Here is a 13583-nt window from a genome sequence, read left to right as displayed (position 1 = left end):
GCTTCGCGCGGGCGCAGTGGCTCGCGATGAGGAAGGCTTAGAGCCTTTGCCCTCATCCCTGCTTGGTCATCGTCTCCTTCACCGCCGCCACCAGCTGGCTGAGCGTGAACGGCTTCGGCAGGAAGTCGAACTGCTGACCCTCGGGCAGGCTCTTCTCGAAGGCGTCCTCGGCGTAGCCCGACACGAAGATGAACTTGATGTCGGGGTTCTTCTCCCGCATCGCCTTCAGCAGCGTCGGGCCGTCCATCTCCGGCATGACGACGTCCGACACGACGAGGTCGATTGCGCCGCTCTGCTCCGCCAGCACGTCCATCGCCTCGACGCCGTTCTCGGCCTCGACCACGGTGTAGCCGCGCGAGCGCAGGCCACGCGCGTTGAGGGCGCGCAGGCCCTCCTCGTCCTCGACCAGGAGGATGGTGCCCTGTCCGGTGAGATCGGTGCGCGGCTTCGCTTCTGCCGGCGCGGCGGGCGTGGCCTCTTTCGCGGCGCCGTTGCTCGCGCCGACTGCCACGGTGGAGGGCTCGACCTGTGCCTCAGGCTCGGCGACGTGGCGCGGCAGGAAGATATGGAACGAGGTGCCCTGCCCCGGCTCGGAATCGACGTAGATGAAGCCGCCGGTCTGCTTGACGATGCCGTAGACGGTGGACAGCCCGAGGCCGGTGCCCTTGCCGACTTCCTTGGTCGAGAAGAACGGCTCGAAGATCTTGTCGCGGATGTCGGCAGGGATGCCGGTGCCGGTATCGGCGACCTCGATCCGCACATAGTCCGCCGCCGGCATGCCCTTGTAGGCGAGCTTGGCCGCTTCTTCTGCAGTGACGTTGGCGGTGCGGATGATCAGCTTGCCTCCATCCGGCATCGCGTCGCGCGCGTTCACCGCGAGGTTGACGATCACCTGCTCGAACTGGGAGACGTCGACTTTGACGGGCCAGAGATCGCGGCCGTGGATGGTCTCGTGCTTGACCTTCTCGCCGATCAGGCGGCGCAGCAGCATGGCGAGGTCGGAGAGCGCATCGCCGAGATCGAGCACCTGCGGCCGCAGCGTCTGCCGCCGCGAGAACGCCAGCAGCTGACGCACCAGGGTCGCAGCGCGCGTCGCGTTCTGCTTGATCTGCATGATGTCCTGGAACGACGGGTCGGTCGGCTTGTGCGCGTTCAGCAGGAAGTCGTTCGCCATCATGATGGCGGACAGCACGTTGTTGAAGTCGTGGGCGATGCCGCCGGCGAGCTGGCCGACCGTCTCCATCTTCTGCGACTGGTTGATCTGGTTCTCCAGCGCGCGCCGCTCTGTGGTCTCGAGCATGTGCACGATGGCGGCTTCGGCGTCGTTCTCGGCCGAATCGACCGGCGTGACGAAGAACTGGCCCCAGCGCTCCTTGGTCCCTTCCAGCGCGACCTCGACCGGCGCGACGTCGGCTTGGCCCTCGGCGGCCTGGTTGATGGCGGCGATCAGGAGGTGCCGGTCGCGCGCATTGACTGCGCGGAAGATCGACTTGGAAGCGGTGTCGAGCCCCAGTGCCTGACCCAGCTTGGCGTAGCGCGCGTTGGCGCGCACGACGTTACCGGCACGGTCGACCGTCGCGATCGCCATCGGCGTGTGGTCGAAGAAGCGCATGAAGCGCACTTCGGCCGCGCGGTCGGGGTCGCTGCGCTCATCGCGGGCGCGGCTGATCACGAGCGTGCGCGACGGCCCCGGCGCGCCGTCGGCGCCGAAGGCGAGCTTGTGATAGAGCCGTACCGGCATGGTCTTGCCGGAGCGCATGCGCAGGTCGATGTCGAAGACTTCCGTCTTGACCTCGCCCGGCACCGCCACGATCGAGGTCAGCAGCGAGGCGCCGTCGCCGGAGACGATGTCGGTGAGCTTCAAGCCGCCCGATCCGATCTCGGCGAGGTCGTAGTCGAGCCAGTTCGCCAGCGTCGCGTTGACATAGGCGAGCTCGCCGGCCGGATTGACCGAGAAGAAGCCGCAAGGCGCGTGATCGAGATATTCGATCGCGTGCTGGAGCTCCTGGAACACGTCCTCCTGGCGCTCGCGGTCGCGGGTGATGTCGGCAATCGACCAAACCGCGTATTTCGCCTCACGCTTGCCGGTGCCGAGCGGACGCACCCGCATGCGCAGCCAGCGGCCCTGGTTGCCGTCCTGGCCTGAGATGCGCACCTCTTCCTGCTGACGCTTGCCCTCGCGCGCGGCCTTCAGCAGCCGGAACACGGCCTCGGAGACGTCCGGGTTTCCGATGAAGACGCGCTCCACGGGACGCACGTCCTGCGGGCCGCTGGCGCCGGTCAGGGTCAGATAGGCGGCATTGGAATAGACCACGTGGCCGCGAGCATCCGTGACCGCGAGCCCGTCGAAGGCGTGATCGGAGATGCGGGCGATGATGGGATCGTCGAGATTGCGATCGGCAAAGCGGATGATGCCGGCAGCGAAGGCGAACAGGTTGAACAGGCCGACCATCGCGAGCACGGCGAGGATGCCGAGGATATAGGGCTGCGCCTGCGCGCGCCCGAGCGTCATCAGCCCCACGGCGACGGCGACGAGGCCGGCGGCCACCAGCAGCACCAGCGCAATGCTGCCCGAGCGCGGCGACGGCTCGTGCGCCGCAACGGGATCGCGTGTGAGGTCGTGGTCGGTCTCGGCGGTCATTCTCGAGCTGGCGCAGCCTGTCGGCAGAGAATCAACGCGCTACCGGGCGCGTGGGGTCCTCCCTGCCTCAATCGGACCCTAGGGTGCAAGGGCAGCGAGGGCGAAAGGTACGCTGATTCCCAATTTAGGGCCATTTCCGGTACTTTTCGGGTGTTTTATCCCTGCCCGGCGCTGAATCCGCGCTTCAGCCGCATGACGTAGCCGATGACCTCGGCGACGGCGTGATAGTGCTCGGTCGGGATTTCCTGGTCGATGTCGACGGTGGCGTAGAGCGCCCGGGCGAGCGGCACGTTCTCGACGATCGGGATGTCGTGCGCGCGCGCGATCTCCCGGATCTTGAAGGCGAGGTTGTCGACGCCCTTGGCGACGCAGATCGGCGCGGTCATGCCGCGCTCGTAGGACAGCGCCACAGAATAGTGGGTCGGGTTGGTGATGATCACCGACGCCTTGGGAACCGCGGCCATCATGCGCTTCTTGGCGCGCTGCTGCCGCAGCTGCCGGATCTTGCCCTTGATGTGCGGGTCGCCTTCGGACTGCTTGTACTCTTCCTTGATCTCCTGGAGCGACATCTTCTGGCGCTGGAACCAGCTTCGGTACTGGAAGAAGTAGTCCGCGATGGCGACGATCGCGAGCGCGGCGACCACCGCGCCGAGCAGCTGGATGGTCATGCTGGTGCTGGCACCGAGCATGGCGGCCGGATCGAGCCTGACCATCGCCTCCATACGATGCCGCTCCGGCCACAGGATCATGGTCATGACCACGGCCAAGGCAACGAGCTTGCCGATGCCCTTGAGAAAATTGGCGGCCGCCTGCTTGCCGAAGATGCGCTTGAAGCCGGCGCCGGGCGAGATCTTGTTGAATTTGGGCTTGAGGGACTCGGCCGACCACACCAGACGGTGCTGCAGCATGTTGCCGGCAATGGCGGCCAGCACCAGCATCAGCAAGGGCACACCGACCGCCGCGAAGATGGCGAATTCGATCTGCTGCATCAGGGCGAGCAGGGCCTTGCCGTCGGTCTTGATCATCCAGGAATTGGCGAGCAGGCCGCGCATCGGCGTCAGCAGCCCGCTGCCGACCGAGCCCGAGAAGGTCGCCACCACGAGCGTGCCGCCCGCCATCATGAACCAGGTGTTGATCTCCTGGCTCTTGGCGACGTCGCCGCGTTCGAGCGCATCGTCGAGCCGCTTTTGCGTCGGATCTTCTGTTTGACTTTCGGGATCGTTGTCTTCCGCCATCGTTCGCCCCCCGTCACTTGAGCGGCATCATCTGGTGCATCACACCGATGAAATAGTCGAGATAGGTGCCCATCATCGCAGTGAGCACCACGGCGAGCACCATGAAGCCCGCGAAGATCGACAGCGGCACGCCGACGAAATAGACCTGCATCTGCGGCATCAGCCGCGCTAGTATGCCGAGCCCGATGTTGAAGACGAGGCCGAACACCAGGAACGGCCCGGAAAGCTGCAAGCCGAGGCGGAACGCGGCGGAGAAGGCGCGCGTTGCCAGCGAGGCGACGTCGCCGCTCGACACGATCTCGCCCGGCGCGAAGATGGTGTAGCTGTCGTTCAGCGCCGCGATGACCAGATGATGGCTGTCGGTGGCAAACAGCAGCGTTATCCCCAGCATGGTCAGGAAATTGCCGATCAGCACGCCTTGCTGTCCCTGCGTCGGATCGACTGAGGTGACGAAGCCGAGCCCCATCTGCTGCGCGATCACGGATCCTGCGACCTGCAGCGCCGACAGGGTCACGCGCGCCGTCGCGCCCAGCACGATGCCGATCGCGATCTCATGCAGCATCAGCACCAGCAGCGGTGCCAGCGAGCCCATGTCGACCTGGTAGGCGTTGCGATGCAGCGGCAGGATGATCAGCGTGAGCAGCAGCGCGATCGAGAGCTTGATGCGCGTCGGAATGTTGGTCTCGCCCAGCCCCGGCAGCAGCATCACCATCGCGCCGACCCGGGCGAAGGCAAGCATGAAGGAAGCGGCGAGCGCCGGCAGCAGCGAGACGTCGATGCGCATAATCGAATGCCTCGGCTCCGACATTCGCATGCCATCGCGGCAGACACCTTTGCGAATGTTGGAGCCAAAGAGGCATTCGCAAATCTCGATAGTCGTGCGGCTATTGGATTTGACATTCGCCAACGCGACTCGCGGGGCCGCCAACGCGAATGTCAAATCCACCGCACGACGCATTGTGCCTCAGCCGCCGATGATTCGCGACGAGATCCGCATCATGTGAGCGTGCATCGAATCGGCCATGAACGGCAGCGCCAGCAGCATCGTGGCGAAGATGGCGAGGATCTTCGGCACGTAGATCAGCGTCTGCTCCTGGATTTGCGTCAGCGCCTGGAACAGCGACACGATGACGCCGACCACGAGGCCGACCACCATCAGCGGCGAGGACACGATCACGATGGTCCAGATCGCGTCGCGCGCGACGTCGAGGGTTTCGGGGCCGGTCATTTGGGCGTTCTCGCTTCCAACTATTGACGTCATTCCGGGGCTCGCGAAGCGAGAACCCGGAAGCTCGAGATTCCAGGTTCGGTGCTTCGCACCGCCCCGGAATGACAGCGGTGACTAAATCGGCATCTTCATGATGTCTTCGTACGCCGCGATGACGCGGTCGCGGACCGAGACCAGCGTCGACACCGCGACGTCGGTGTCGGCGACCGCCGTCACCACGTCCATCACGTTGGCCTTGCCGGCAGCCATCGCCACCGTCTGCGCATCGGATTTGCGGCCGGACTCCACGACGCTGCCGACGGCGTCCTTCAGCATCGAGGCGAAGGATTGCCCGTTCGGTTCGCTGCCCTTGCCGGGGGACGTGTTCTCCAGCACCCGGGCGAGGCTGGCGTAAGCATTTGCGGCGACTGTCGGCGATGCCATGGCTTATGATGTCCTGTTCAGCTCTTGAGGATGTCGAGCGTGCGCTGGATCATCCGGCGCGTCGCACTGATGATGTTGAGATTGGCCTCGTAGGACCGCTGCGCATCGCGCATGTCCGTCATTTCGACCACCGAGTTCACGTTCGGATATTTCACGTTGCCGCTGGCATCGGCGGCCGGATTGTTGGGCTCGTATCTGACGCGGAAATTGGACTGGTCGGGCTTGATCCTGCCGAGGGTGACGACCTGCGCGTCGAGCGTGCGGTCGAGCGCTGAGGAGAAGGTCGGCACCTTGCGCCGATAGGGATCTCCGCCGGCGGTCGGCGCAGTCGAATCTGCGTTCGCGATATTCTCGGAGATCACCCGCATACGCCCGGCCTGTGCGCGCAGGCCGGATGTCGCGATTGCCATCGAGCGGGCGAAATCGCTGCTGTCATTTGCCATGATGCACCCCTAGCTCCCCTTGTTGCCGGATCATGCCTAGGCCTTGCCGATCGCGGTCTTGAGCAGTCGCAGGCTCTTCGAATAGAGCGAGGTCACCGCCGCGTAGTCCATCTGGTTGCTGGCGGCCTTCATCATCTCCTCTTCGAGATTGACGGCATTGCCCGCGGGGCGGGTCTCGAAACCCGCGTTCCTGTTCTGGTCGAATGCGGAGGCCGCCCCTGATGGCGCCATGTGGGAGCCGCTGGTGCGGGTGAGCGTCAGTGGTCCCATCGAGCCCGCGACCGCGCCGGCCTTGTCGAACTTCGGCTCGACCAGGTCGCGCGGCCGGAACTTGGGCGTATCGGAATTGGAGACGTTCTCCGACAGGACGCGCTGGCGCTCCTGGTGCCATTGCATCTTGGTCCGAAGCACCGACAGTTCCGGAATGTCGTTGATGGACATCGTCGCGGCTCCTTCCGCCCGCTTTCGGCTCCAAGCCCGAAGCTAGGCAGAATTTGCCGCGTGTATGGTTAACAGCTGGTTAAGAAGCCGCGGGCCTATGTCCCCCGGCAGCGCACTGATGCGCCCACCCGTGTTTCTACGTCTCCCAAAACTGCCATTAACCCAACCATTTGGCGGCCCGTGCACAGGCCAAGAAGTCGTTTTGGATCGGGCGATTCATAGGTTATTAAGAGTTGGGGACGGCAAAACTTGCCGTGGAACGTTAAGAAATCGCAGTTTGGGGCATCGTCCGTCCGTTGGGGTTAAACCGACCCACGGGCACGAGAAAAGCGCCATTTGTCGGGGACAAGTATGCAAGGCAGCCCAATCACCTTCATCGTCGCGTTCATCGTCGTGCTGGCGTTGATCGGCGTCGCTGCCTGGCTGGTCCGCCGATTCGCCGGCAGCCGGATCGGCGCCAATACCCAGCGCGGCCGGATGCCGCGCCTTGCCGTGATCGACGCTGCCGCGGTCGATGGCCGGCGGCGCCTGGTGCTGGTCCGGCGCGACAATGTCGAACATCTGCTGATGATCGGCGGCCCGACCGACATCGTCGTCGAGCCCAATATCGTGCGTGCCGCGCCGAGCCGCGACCAGCTGCCACAACGGCCGAATGCGGCCGAACCGCCGCGACTTGCGCCCATGCCCGATGCCGGCAGCTGGGCCGATGAAGCGCCGCGACCCGAACTGCTCGACCATCCCGAGCCGCAAATGCCCGAGCCGCCGCCGCGGCCCGCGCGCCCGTCCTTTGCCGAGGAAATGCGACGGCCCGCGCCCACGCCGGCCGAACGGCGCAGCGAGCCGCCCCTCGCCAGCTTTCCGCCGGAGCCGATCGCACCGCGTCCCGAGCGCGAACCGCGGCCCGAGCCGCTGCCGCCGCGCGTCGCCCGCAGCGAGCCGCCGCTGATGCCGCGCCCCCCGCGCGGCAGCGAGCCGATGAAAATGCCGCCCGTGCGCGCCGAGCGTGCCGCTGCACCATCGCCGCCTCCGCCTCCGCCCGTACCGCAGGCTCCGCTCGTTCCGCCGCCGGCTGCTGCTGCGCCCTCGAGCGCCGAGCAGAATCTCGCCGAAATGGCGCAGCGGCTCGAGGCCGCCCTGCGCCGTCCGGCCGGGGAAACGGTCGCGCCTCCGGTTGCACCGGAGCCGCCGCCAGCTCCCCCGCGCGCCGCCCGCAGCGAGCCCCCCGCGCCGCTGGCTCCGCCTGCAAAGCCGGCCGCGGAAAAGACCAGTTTCGAAAATCTCGAAGACGAGATGGCCTCCCTGCTCGGCCGTCCGAAGCCGTCTTCGTGAGGTTGCCGGCCCTCCCGCGTAGAGTTCTTTTCCTTTCTGTCCTGGTCGGCGCGGCTTCGCTCGCGATGCCGGCGCATGCCCAGGACATCAGCATCAATCTCGGCGGCGGCGCCGGTGGTGGCGGCGTCACCGAGCGCGCGATCCAGCTGATCGCGCTGCTCACGGTGCTGTCAATTGCGCCGTCGATCCTGATCATGATGACGTCGTTCACGCGCATCGTGGTGGTGCTCTCGCTGCTGCGCACAGCGATGGGCACCGCGACCGCCCCGCCGAATTCGGTGATCATCGCGCTCGCGATGTTCCTCACCTTCTTCGTGATGGGGCCGGTCCTGCAGAAATCCTACGACGAGGGCATCCGCCCGCTCGTCGCCAACCAGATCGGCGTCGAGGATGCGTTTCAGCGCGCCTCCGTGCCCCTGCGCGGCTTCATGCAGAAGAACGTGCGTGAGAAGGACCTCAAGCTGTTCCTGGATCTCTCCGGCGAACCGCCGCCGGCCACGCCCGACGATCTCGCCCTCCGCATTCTCGTCCCCGCCTTCATGATCTCGGAACTGAAGCGCGCCTTCGAGATCGGCTTCCTGTTGTTCCTGCCCTTCCTCATCATCGACCTCGTCGTCGCCTCGGTGCTGATGTCGATGGGCATGATGATGCTGCCGCCGGCGACGATCTCGCTGCCGTTCAAGCTGATCTTCTTCGTGCTGGTCGACGGCTGGTCGTTGGTGGCTGGGAGTTTGGTGCAGAGTTACGGGGCATGAGGCTTCGTTCGCGACCGCGTCCTTTCCGCTCTCAGCGACAGCCCCCGCTCCCTCCTCGTCAATTGCGAGGAGCTCTTCGCGACGAAGCAATCCCTGACTGCCGCCGATGAGAGATGCCGGATTGCTTCGCTCCGCTCGCAATGACGGGGGATGGGGCGGTACCGTTCTCTACCGCGTCATCTTGATCTGCCGCACGACCGGAATCGTGGGCAGCGAGCCGGTGTGGTCGCTGTCGTCCTTGGCCTGCGGCGCGCCGGGGGCGCGGGCGGTGGCGTCGGGGAAGCGCTGCTTCATCTCGCGCAGGAAGCCGTCGAGCGTATCGACGCTGGCGGCGAGCTTGGCGATCTCGGCGAATTCGGCGCTGGAAGCGGCAGCCGGCTTGCTGGCGATGTCGAAGGCGAGGCGGTCGGCGCTCTCGCTCATCAGCGGCGCGTACTTCTCGCGGAAGCGCGAGAGGCCGATGGAATCGTCGGCGAGCGCGTAGCCGACGGCGGCGCGGATGATGTCGCTCTTCTCGACCGCATTGAGCGGCTTGAAGTCGCGGAAGCGCTCGCCGTAATAGAGCTCGATCTGCTCGGCGGACTCGCGCCAGCGCCGCGCCGCCCAGAAGATGTCGGAGCGGAGACGGAGCACCTCGCGCCCGGACACGTTCGAGACGATGTCGAGCGCGAGATCGTGACGGCCGACGTCGCTCTGCGCGCGCCCCTCCAGCAGCAGGCGCTGCTGCCGGAGTTCGCCCGAGAGATCGCTGATGCGGCTCGCGCGCAGCGCGGTGATCGCCATGTCGGGTCTGCGGTTGGCGAGATAGATCATGGCAAGGCGCGCAGCCACCTGGGCGCGCGCCGCGCCTTCGAGACGATGATCGACCTGGTATTGCAAGAGCTCGGCGGCCTGGTCGAGCAGATCGATCGAGGCGAGACGGTCGGCGAGCCGACGGATCAACTCGTCGCCACGCCGGCCGATCGGCGTCAGCTCGCGGAACTCGTAGAACATCCCGAGCGCCTCCACCGGCGGCAGCTCGTCACCCTTCGGTCCCAGGAAGAGCTGCGTGAACAGCTCGGAGGCGAGATCCTGCGCCTGACGCGAGGCTTCGGCGTTGGGCTGCAGCCGCGTCGCCGTGCGCGCCGCGGTGAGCGCGTCCCGGTAGCGTCCGGCCTCGGCATACATCCGCGACAGCATCTGGAGCGTCTTGACCTCGATCGCGTCGCCGCGCCAGGTCATCGACAGCGTCTCGAGTTCGCGCAGCGCCTCGTCCTTGCCGATCTCGTCGCGCCTCTGCCGCAGCGCGATCTCGAGTTGCTTGGCCTCGGCCGCAGCCTGGCGGTCGTTCGAGGCGGCGGCGAGCTTGTAGTCGTCGAGCGCATCCTTGTCGTGGCCGAGCGCCTCGGCGAGCCGGCCGCGCAGCACGGCGAAGGCGGGCGCAGCCTCGGGCGGGACACCGACCACCTCCAGCTCGCTGCGGCGCTTGGAGGCGCCGGCATAGTCCTTCACCTCGAGCGAGGCGCGCATCGCCTCCATCGTCACGATGCGCTGGATGTCGAGAGGCAGCGAGGCGATGGCGAATTCGACGTTCTTGAACTTCTCGCGCGCGTCCGCCCATTTGCCCTGGCGCGCATAGGCGAGCGCCTTCCAGAGCTGGGAATCGTGGCTGTTGCCGATCACGGGATTGGCAAGATCCTTCAGGCCCTGCGCGGGCCGGCCGATCAGGATGCTCGCGATCGCATGCATGATCAGCGCACCGCTCTCCTCCTTGTTGAGAGGATCGCCCAGCATCACGTCGGTCACGGCCTTGGCTTCGTGATACATGGCGCGCGACATGTAGAACTGCGCGAGATCGAGCCGCGGCAGCGAGCGCAGCGCCGGCTCGACGGCCGAAATCGCCGTCATCAGTTCGCTCTGCCGCGCCATGAAGCTTTCCGACTGGCCCTTGCGCCAGCCTTCGGGGCTGAAGACCGGGCGCACCGCGGTCGGCGCGCGCTCGGCCGAGATGTCGACCGGCGACAGCGTCAGTCCGCCCTTCTTGCCGAGGATCACCTTGTCCAGGCCGACCTCGACGCCGACCTCGTCGGAGTTCGGCCTGATCGCGATGCCGTGCGCGGATTCCAGCAGCGAGAGATCGACGAGGTCCTGCCGCTTGATGAAGCCGCGCACCGGCCGCTGGGCGGTGACGACGAAGAGCGTGTCGCCGGCATCGGGATCGGTGAGCTTGTGCAGGAGGCCCGGATTGGCGAAGGGAATTGCAATATTGGCCAGCGCAGGATCGGTGATGTTGCGCGACATCATCAGCGGAAGCGGCGTGGACTGGATCTTGTCGGCGAGCGTCAACATCCAGTTGGTTTCCTTGCCGACCTCCTCGCTCGTCAGCGAATAGACCAGCGGACGGGTGAGACGGATACGCACCGCCTGCCCCTTGTCGAGCGGGACGCGGCCGACCTCGCCGATCATCGCCCCGCCCCTGGTGCGGATCGCCTCGACATCGATCGGCTTCGGCGTATCGAACACCAGCCACACGGTGTCGCCGCGGCGGAACGCCGCCGCCGGCGTTGCGACCTGAAGCGGAAACGTCACGCGCAAGCCGTCGCTTTCGCGGCGCGCATCGACACTCGCAATCGCAGGCTGCGGCGCGGCCTGCGGTTCGGCAGAAGCAGCCTTGATCGGCTCGGCTTTGGCAGGCTCGGCTTTGGCGGCTTCCTTGAGCGGCTCCTTCGCCGTCTCTCGCGGCGCTTCAGCCGGCGCGGCCGCTGCTTCTCGCGCAGGCGGCGGATTTGCAGCTTCGACCGCGGCAGCAGGTGCCGGTTTCGATGCTTCCGCGGGCGGCAGCGCGGCGGGCGCCTCCGGCTTCACCTCGGGCTTGATGTCGATCTTGGCTTCACGCGCGATGGTCTCGGAGCTCGGCGGTGCGATCTCGCGCTGGACATCCTTCGCCTTCTCCGCCGCCCGCTTATCCGGCGCAGGCACAGGCGCCGGGGCTTGCCCCGCAGGCTTCATCTGCGCGATCGCCGCCTCGGGCCCCGCGGCCGACTTGCCCTTGTCCGGCTGGAACGAGACGTCGACGACATAGTTCTTCTCGTCGCGGAACGAATGCACGTCGGAATCGCCGATCAGCGCGATCTCGACATTGGTCTGGTCGATCTCGGATTTCTGCTTGATCGAGGCGACGTTCGGCGGCGCCGCGACGACGGCGTCCGCCAGGTCGAAATTGAGATTGGCGTTGAAGAGGAGCGTGAGCTTCTGCTCGTTGAGCACGGAGGAGACGCCGACGCCGTCGGGCATCTCGAACACGAAGCGTACGAAGGTCGGCTGCACCGAGGCACGCACACGGATCTGCGGACGCTTCTTGGCCTCGGCAGCGGCGCGCTGCGCCCGCAATGCGCGCTCGGCGGCGCGTGCGCGTTCGGCCAGTTCCTTGACGACGTCCATCGGCAGGCTCGGCGGCGGCCCCTTCCATCCCTCCGGCAGGAGGTCGATGAAGGTGCGCTCGCCCGCATTCATGGTGTTGACGGTGACGCGCCGTGCCAGCGACAGGCGGATGGCGCCGCCGTCGGGATCGCGGCGCGCGGAGTTGACGTAATCAGGCGCGCCTTCCGGAACGCGATCGACCGGAACGTCCACCGGACGGTCGAAGCGGATGATCAGGATCGAGCCCGCGGTCGACACCTCCGAGGGAACGTCCTCGCCGAGCTTGATGACGAGACGGGCAAAGCCGCCGCCCGCGGAAAACGTCGCCTCGCCCCTGATCGGATCGGCCGCCCGGGCGAGCGGCGTAAGACCAACCAGCACACAGGCCGCCAGCAAGGTCGCCGCGCAGGCATGGCGCGACAAGCCCCGCGCGAAAGCGCGGGCTCGCGACACAAATCCAGCGGCAGCCTCTCGCGCCATTGGCGGCATTTCTTCCGGTTCGACGGGTCCAGGCCGGGCCACTGATCTCGGCCCTGCCCTCGACTCTAAGGTTTTGCCAATTAAGGACTTCTTAACGCTATGTATTTGATGTCACAGGACCGGTGTGCGCCTTCAGACGACGTGTGCGCAGCCTCGTTCGCCCCTCGTTCCGCGTCAATGATGCTGGAGCGCTGCGGGGGCGTCTACGCGGCCCGCTACAATGTTTGCCGCGTCCATAAATCCTTGCGAACCACGCCGGCCGCGGCCATTGGAATTGTTGACCGAATCTGGACTATCGGTGATTTACTGGAAGCTGCACTATCCTTGGAACCCAACCAACGTGTGCGAATTAAGCGACACTTTACGGTAATCGACGGTGGAAAAAATTAATTCGTGTTAATGCGAGTAATTTCAAATACTTAGGCTGAAGGCAGCTTCAAATTTATGTTGACAAATTCCAGCCTATCCACTATATCCACAACCGTAATCGCTGAGCAGGTGACTGCCAGCCCCCCGTCGGTCACGGCCGACGGGGTTTCTATTTCTGAGCCCCCTCCGAAGGCACGCGCGGCCCTCTACGTAGACGGTTTCAACCTCTACCACGCCATTGATGCGCTGAAGCAGCCACATCTGAAGTGGCTAAACCTTTTTAGCCTTGGCTCTCGCATCCTCAATCGCAACAAAGAGCAACTCGTCAAGGTCCGCTATTGCACGGCCCTAAAACCGGGAGATAGCGACAAGAATAAGCGGCACCGCGAATATATTACCGCGCTGAAGTGGTTCAACGTGAAGGTCCAAGAAGGACACTTCATCGAAGATGCAATGGATTGCCGCGCATGCGGACACACTTGGGATGCTCCAAAGGAGAAGGAGACAGACGTCAATATTGCTCTCCTCCTCTTCGATGACGCTTATCAAGACGTGTTCGATATTGCCTATCTGCTAACGGCAGATTCTGATCAAGGCGCCACAGCGCGGATGCTGAAACGACGCTTTCCCAAAAAACGCTTAGTAAGTGTTGTGCCGCCCGGCATGGATGCCAGCAAAGCCATCATGACGAACGCCGATGGCCGATACACACTCAATGCGGATTTGATCGAAGAATGTCTTTTGCCGGGCGTGGAGATCGATGGTACGCATACGACGAAGGCCGCCAGATTGACGCACGCGCGTGGGCAAAGTGAGCTCTATGATCGGTTGGGTGAAGGT

The 13583-nt window shown here is 65.3% G+C and carries 11 protein-coding genes; 3 read left to right on the top strand and 8 right to left on the bottom strand.

Going from position 1 to position 13583, the window contains the following annotated elements; all coding sequences use genetic code 11:
- Positions 1–52: 52 nt before the first annotated feature.
- The 7 genes from cckA to flgB all read right to left on the bottom strand — a co-directional run bounded on the left by cckA (position 53) and on the right by flgB (position 6411).
- A complete protein-coding gene (cckA, locus tag AC3WLX_RS20340; RefSeq protein ID WP_492337335.1) occupies positions 53–2641 on the bottom strand; it encodes a cell cycle histidine kinase CckA in 2589 nt (862 codons plus the stop codon).
- 155 nt (positions 2642–2796) lie between these two features.
- A complete protein-coding gene (gene flhB / locus AC3WLX_RS20335; protein WP_492337334.1) occupies positions 2797–3876 on the bottom strand; it encodes a flagellar biosynthesis protein FlhB in 1080 nt (359 codons plus the stop codon).
- Between the two features lie 13 nt (positions 3877–3889).
- Positions 3890–4660, bottom strand: a complete 771-nt coding sequence (gene fliR, locus AC3WLX_RS20330; protein ID WP_291626575.1) for a flagellar biosynthetic protein FliR — start codon at positions 4658–4660, stop codon at positions 3890–3892.
- A gap of 180 nt (positions 4661–4840) precedes the next feature.
- Positions 4841–5104 (bottom strand): flagellar biosynthesis protein FliQ, encoded by a 264-nt coding sequence (fliQ, locus tag AC3WLX_RS20325; RefSeq protein WP_024340947.1) that lies wholly within the window; start codon positions 5102–5104, stop codon positions 4841–4843.
- Positions 5105–5218: 114 nt separating this feature from the next.
- Positions 5219–5527, bottom strand: coding sequence for a flagellar hook-basal body complex protein FliE (gene fliE, locus AC3WLX_RS20320; protein ID WP_291626571.1), 309 nt, complete (start codon positions 5525–5527; stop codon positions 5219–5221).
- A 17-nt stretch (positions 5528–5544) separates the two neighbouring features.
- Positions 5545–5970, bottom strand: a complete 426-nt coding sequence (flgC, locus tag AC3WLX_RS20315) for a flagellar basal body rod protein FlgC (protein ID WP_291626570.1) — start codon at positions 5968–5970, stop codon at positions 5545–5547.
- Positions 5971–6006: 36 nt separating this feature from the next.
- Positions 6007–6411, bottom strand: coding sequence for a flagellar basal body rod protein FlgB (flgB, locus tag AC3WLX_RS20310; protein ID WP_291626567.1), 405 nt, complete (start codon positions 6409–6411; stop codon positions 6007–6009).
- A 351-nt stretch (positions 6412–6762) separates the two neighbouring features.
- Here flgB and AC3WLX_RS20305 point away from each other — a divergent pair, with 351 nt between their 5' ends.
- Both AC3WLX_RS20305 and fliP read left to right on the top strand, forming a co-directional pair.
- Entirely contained in the window at positions 6763–7740 is a 978-nt protein-coding gene (locus AC3WLX_RS20305; RefSeq protein WP_492337333.1) for a flagellar biosynthetic protein FliO, read from the top strand.
- Entirely contained in the window at positions 7737–8495 is a 759-nt protein-coding gene (gene fliP, locus AC3WLX_RS20300) for a flagellar type III secretion system pore protein FliP (protein WP_492337332.1), read from the top strand. Before AC3WLX_RS20305 ends, fliP begins: the two co-directional genes overlap by 4 nt.
- A 168-nt stretch (positions 8496–8663) precedes the next feature.
- Here the strand turns inward: fliP and AC3WLX_RS20295 are convergent, their stop codons facing one another.
- A complete protein-coding gene (locus AC3WLX_RS20295; RefSeq protein WP_492337331.1) occupies positions 8664–12374 on the bottom strand; it encodes a tetratricopeptide repeat protein in 3711 nt (1236 codons plus the stop codon).
- 498 nt (positions 12375–12872) lie between these two features.
- On the opposite strand from AC3WLX_RS20295, the gene AC3WLX_RS20290 reads away from it, so the two are divergent.
- A partial coding sequence (locus AC3WLX_RS20290; protein WP_492337330.1) for an NYN domain-containing protein occupies positions 12873–13583 on the top strand: 711 nt, incomplete at its 3' end.

It is taken from the genome of Bradyrhizobium sp. FW305-F6 (assembly GCF_058782905.1).
The sequence above is the reverse complement of the archived record's forward strand: the minus strand, read 5'-3'. Positions and strand labels throughout refer to the sequence as shown.

What these genes read in the sequence shown, in the direction of transcription:
- cckA (WP_492337335.1), bottom strand. Translation starts at nt 2,641, where the DNA reads ATGACCGCCGAGACCGACCACGACCTCACACGCGATCCCGTTGCGGCG.
- flhB (WP_492337334.1), bottom strand. Translation starts at nt 3,876, where the DNA reads ATGGCGGAAGACAACGATCCCGAAAGTCAAACAGAAGATCCGACGCAA.
- fliR (WP_291626575.1), bottom strand. Translation starts at nt 4,660, where the DNA reads ATGCGCATCGACGTCTCGCTGCTGCCGGCGCTCGCCGCTTCCTTCATG.
- fliQ (WP_024340947.1), bottom strand. Translation starts at nt 5,104, where the DNA reads ATGACCGGCCCCGAAACCCTCGACGTCGCGCGCGACGCGATCTGGACC.
- fliE (WP_291626571.1), bottom strand. Translation starts at nt 5,527, where the DNA reads ATGGCATCGCCGACAGTCGCCGCAAATGCTTACGCCAGCCTCGCCCGG.
- flgC (WP_291626570.1), bottom strand. Translation starts at nt 5,970, where the DNA reads ATGGCAAATGACAGCAGCGATTTCGCCCGCTCGATGGCAATCGCGACA.
- flgB (WP_291626567.1), bottom strand. Translation starts at nt 6,411, where the DNA reads ATGTCCATCAACGACATTCCGGAACTGTCGGTGCTTCGGACCAAGATG.
- AC3WLX_RS20305 (WP_492337333.1), top strand. Translation starts at nt 6,763, where the DNA reads ATGCAAGGCAGCCCAATCACCTTCATCGTCGCGTTCATCGTCGTGCTG.
- AC3WLX_RS20295 (WP_492337331.1), bottom strand. Translation starts at nt 12,374, where the DNA reads ATGGCGCGAGAGGCTGCCGCTGGATTTGTGTCGCGAGCCCGCGCTTTC.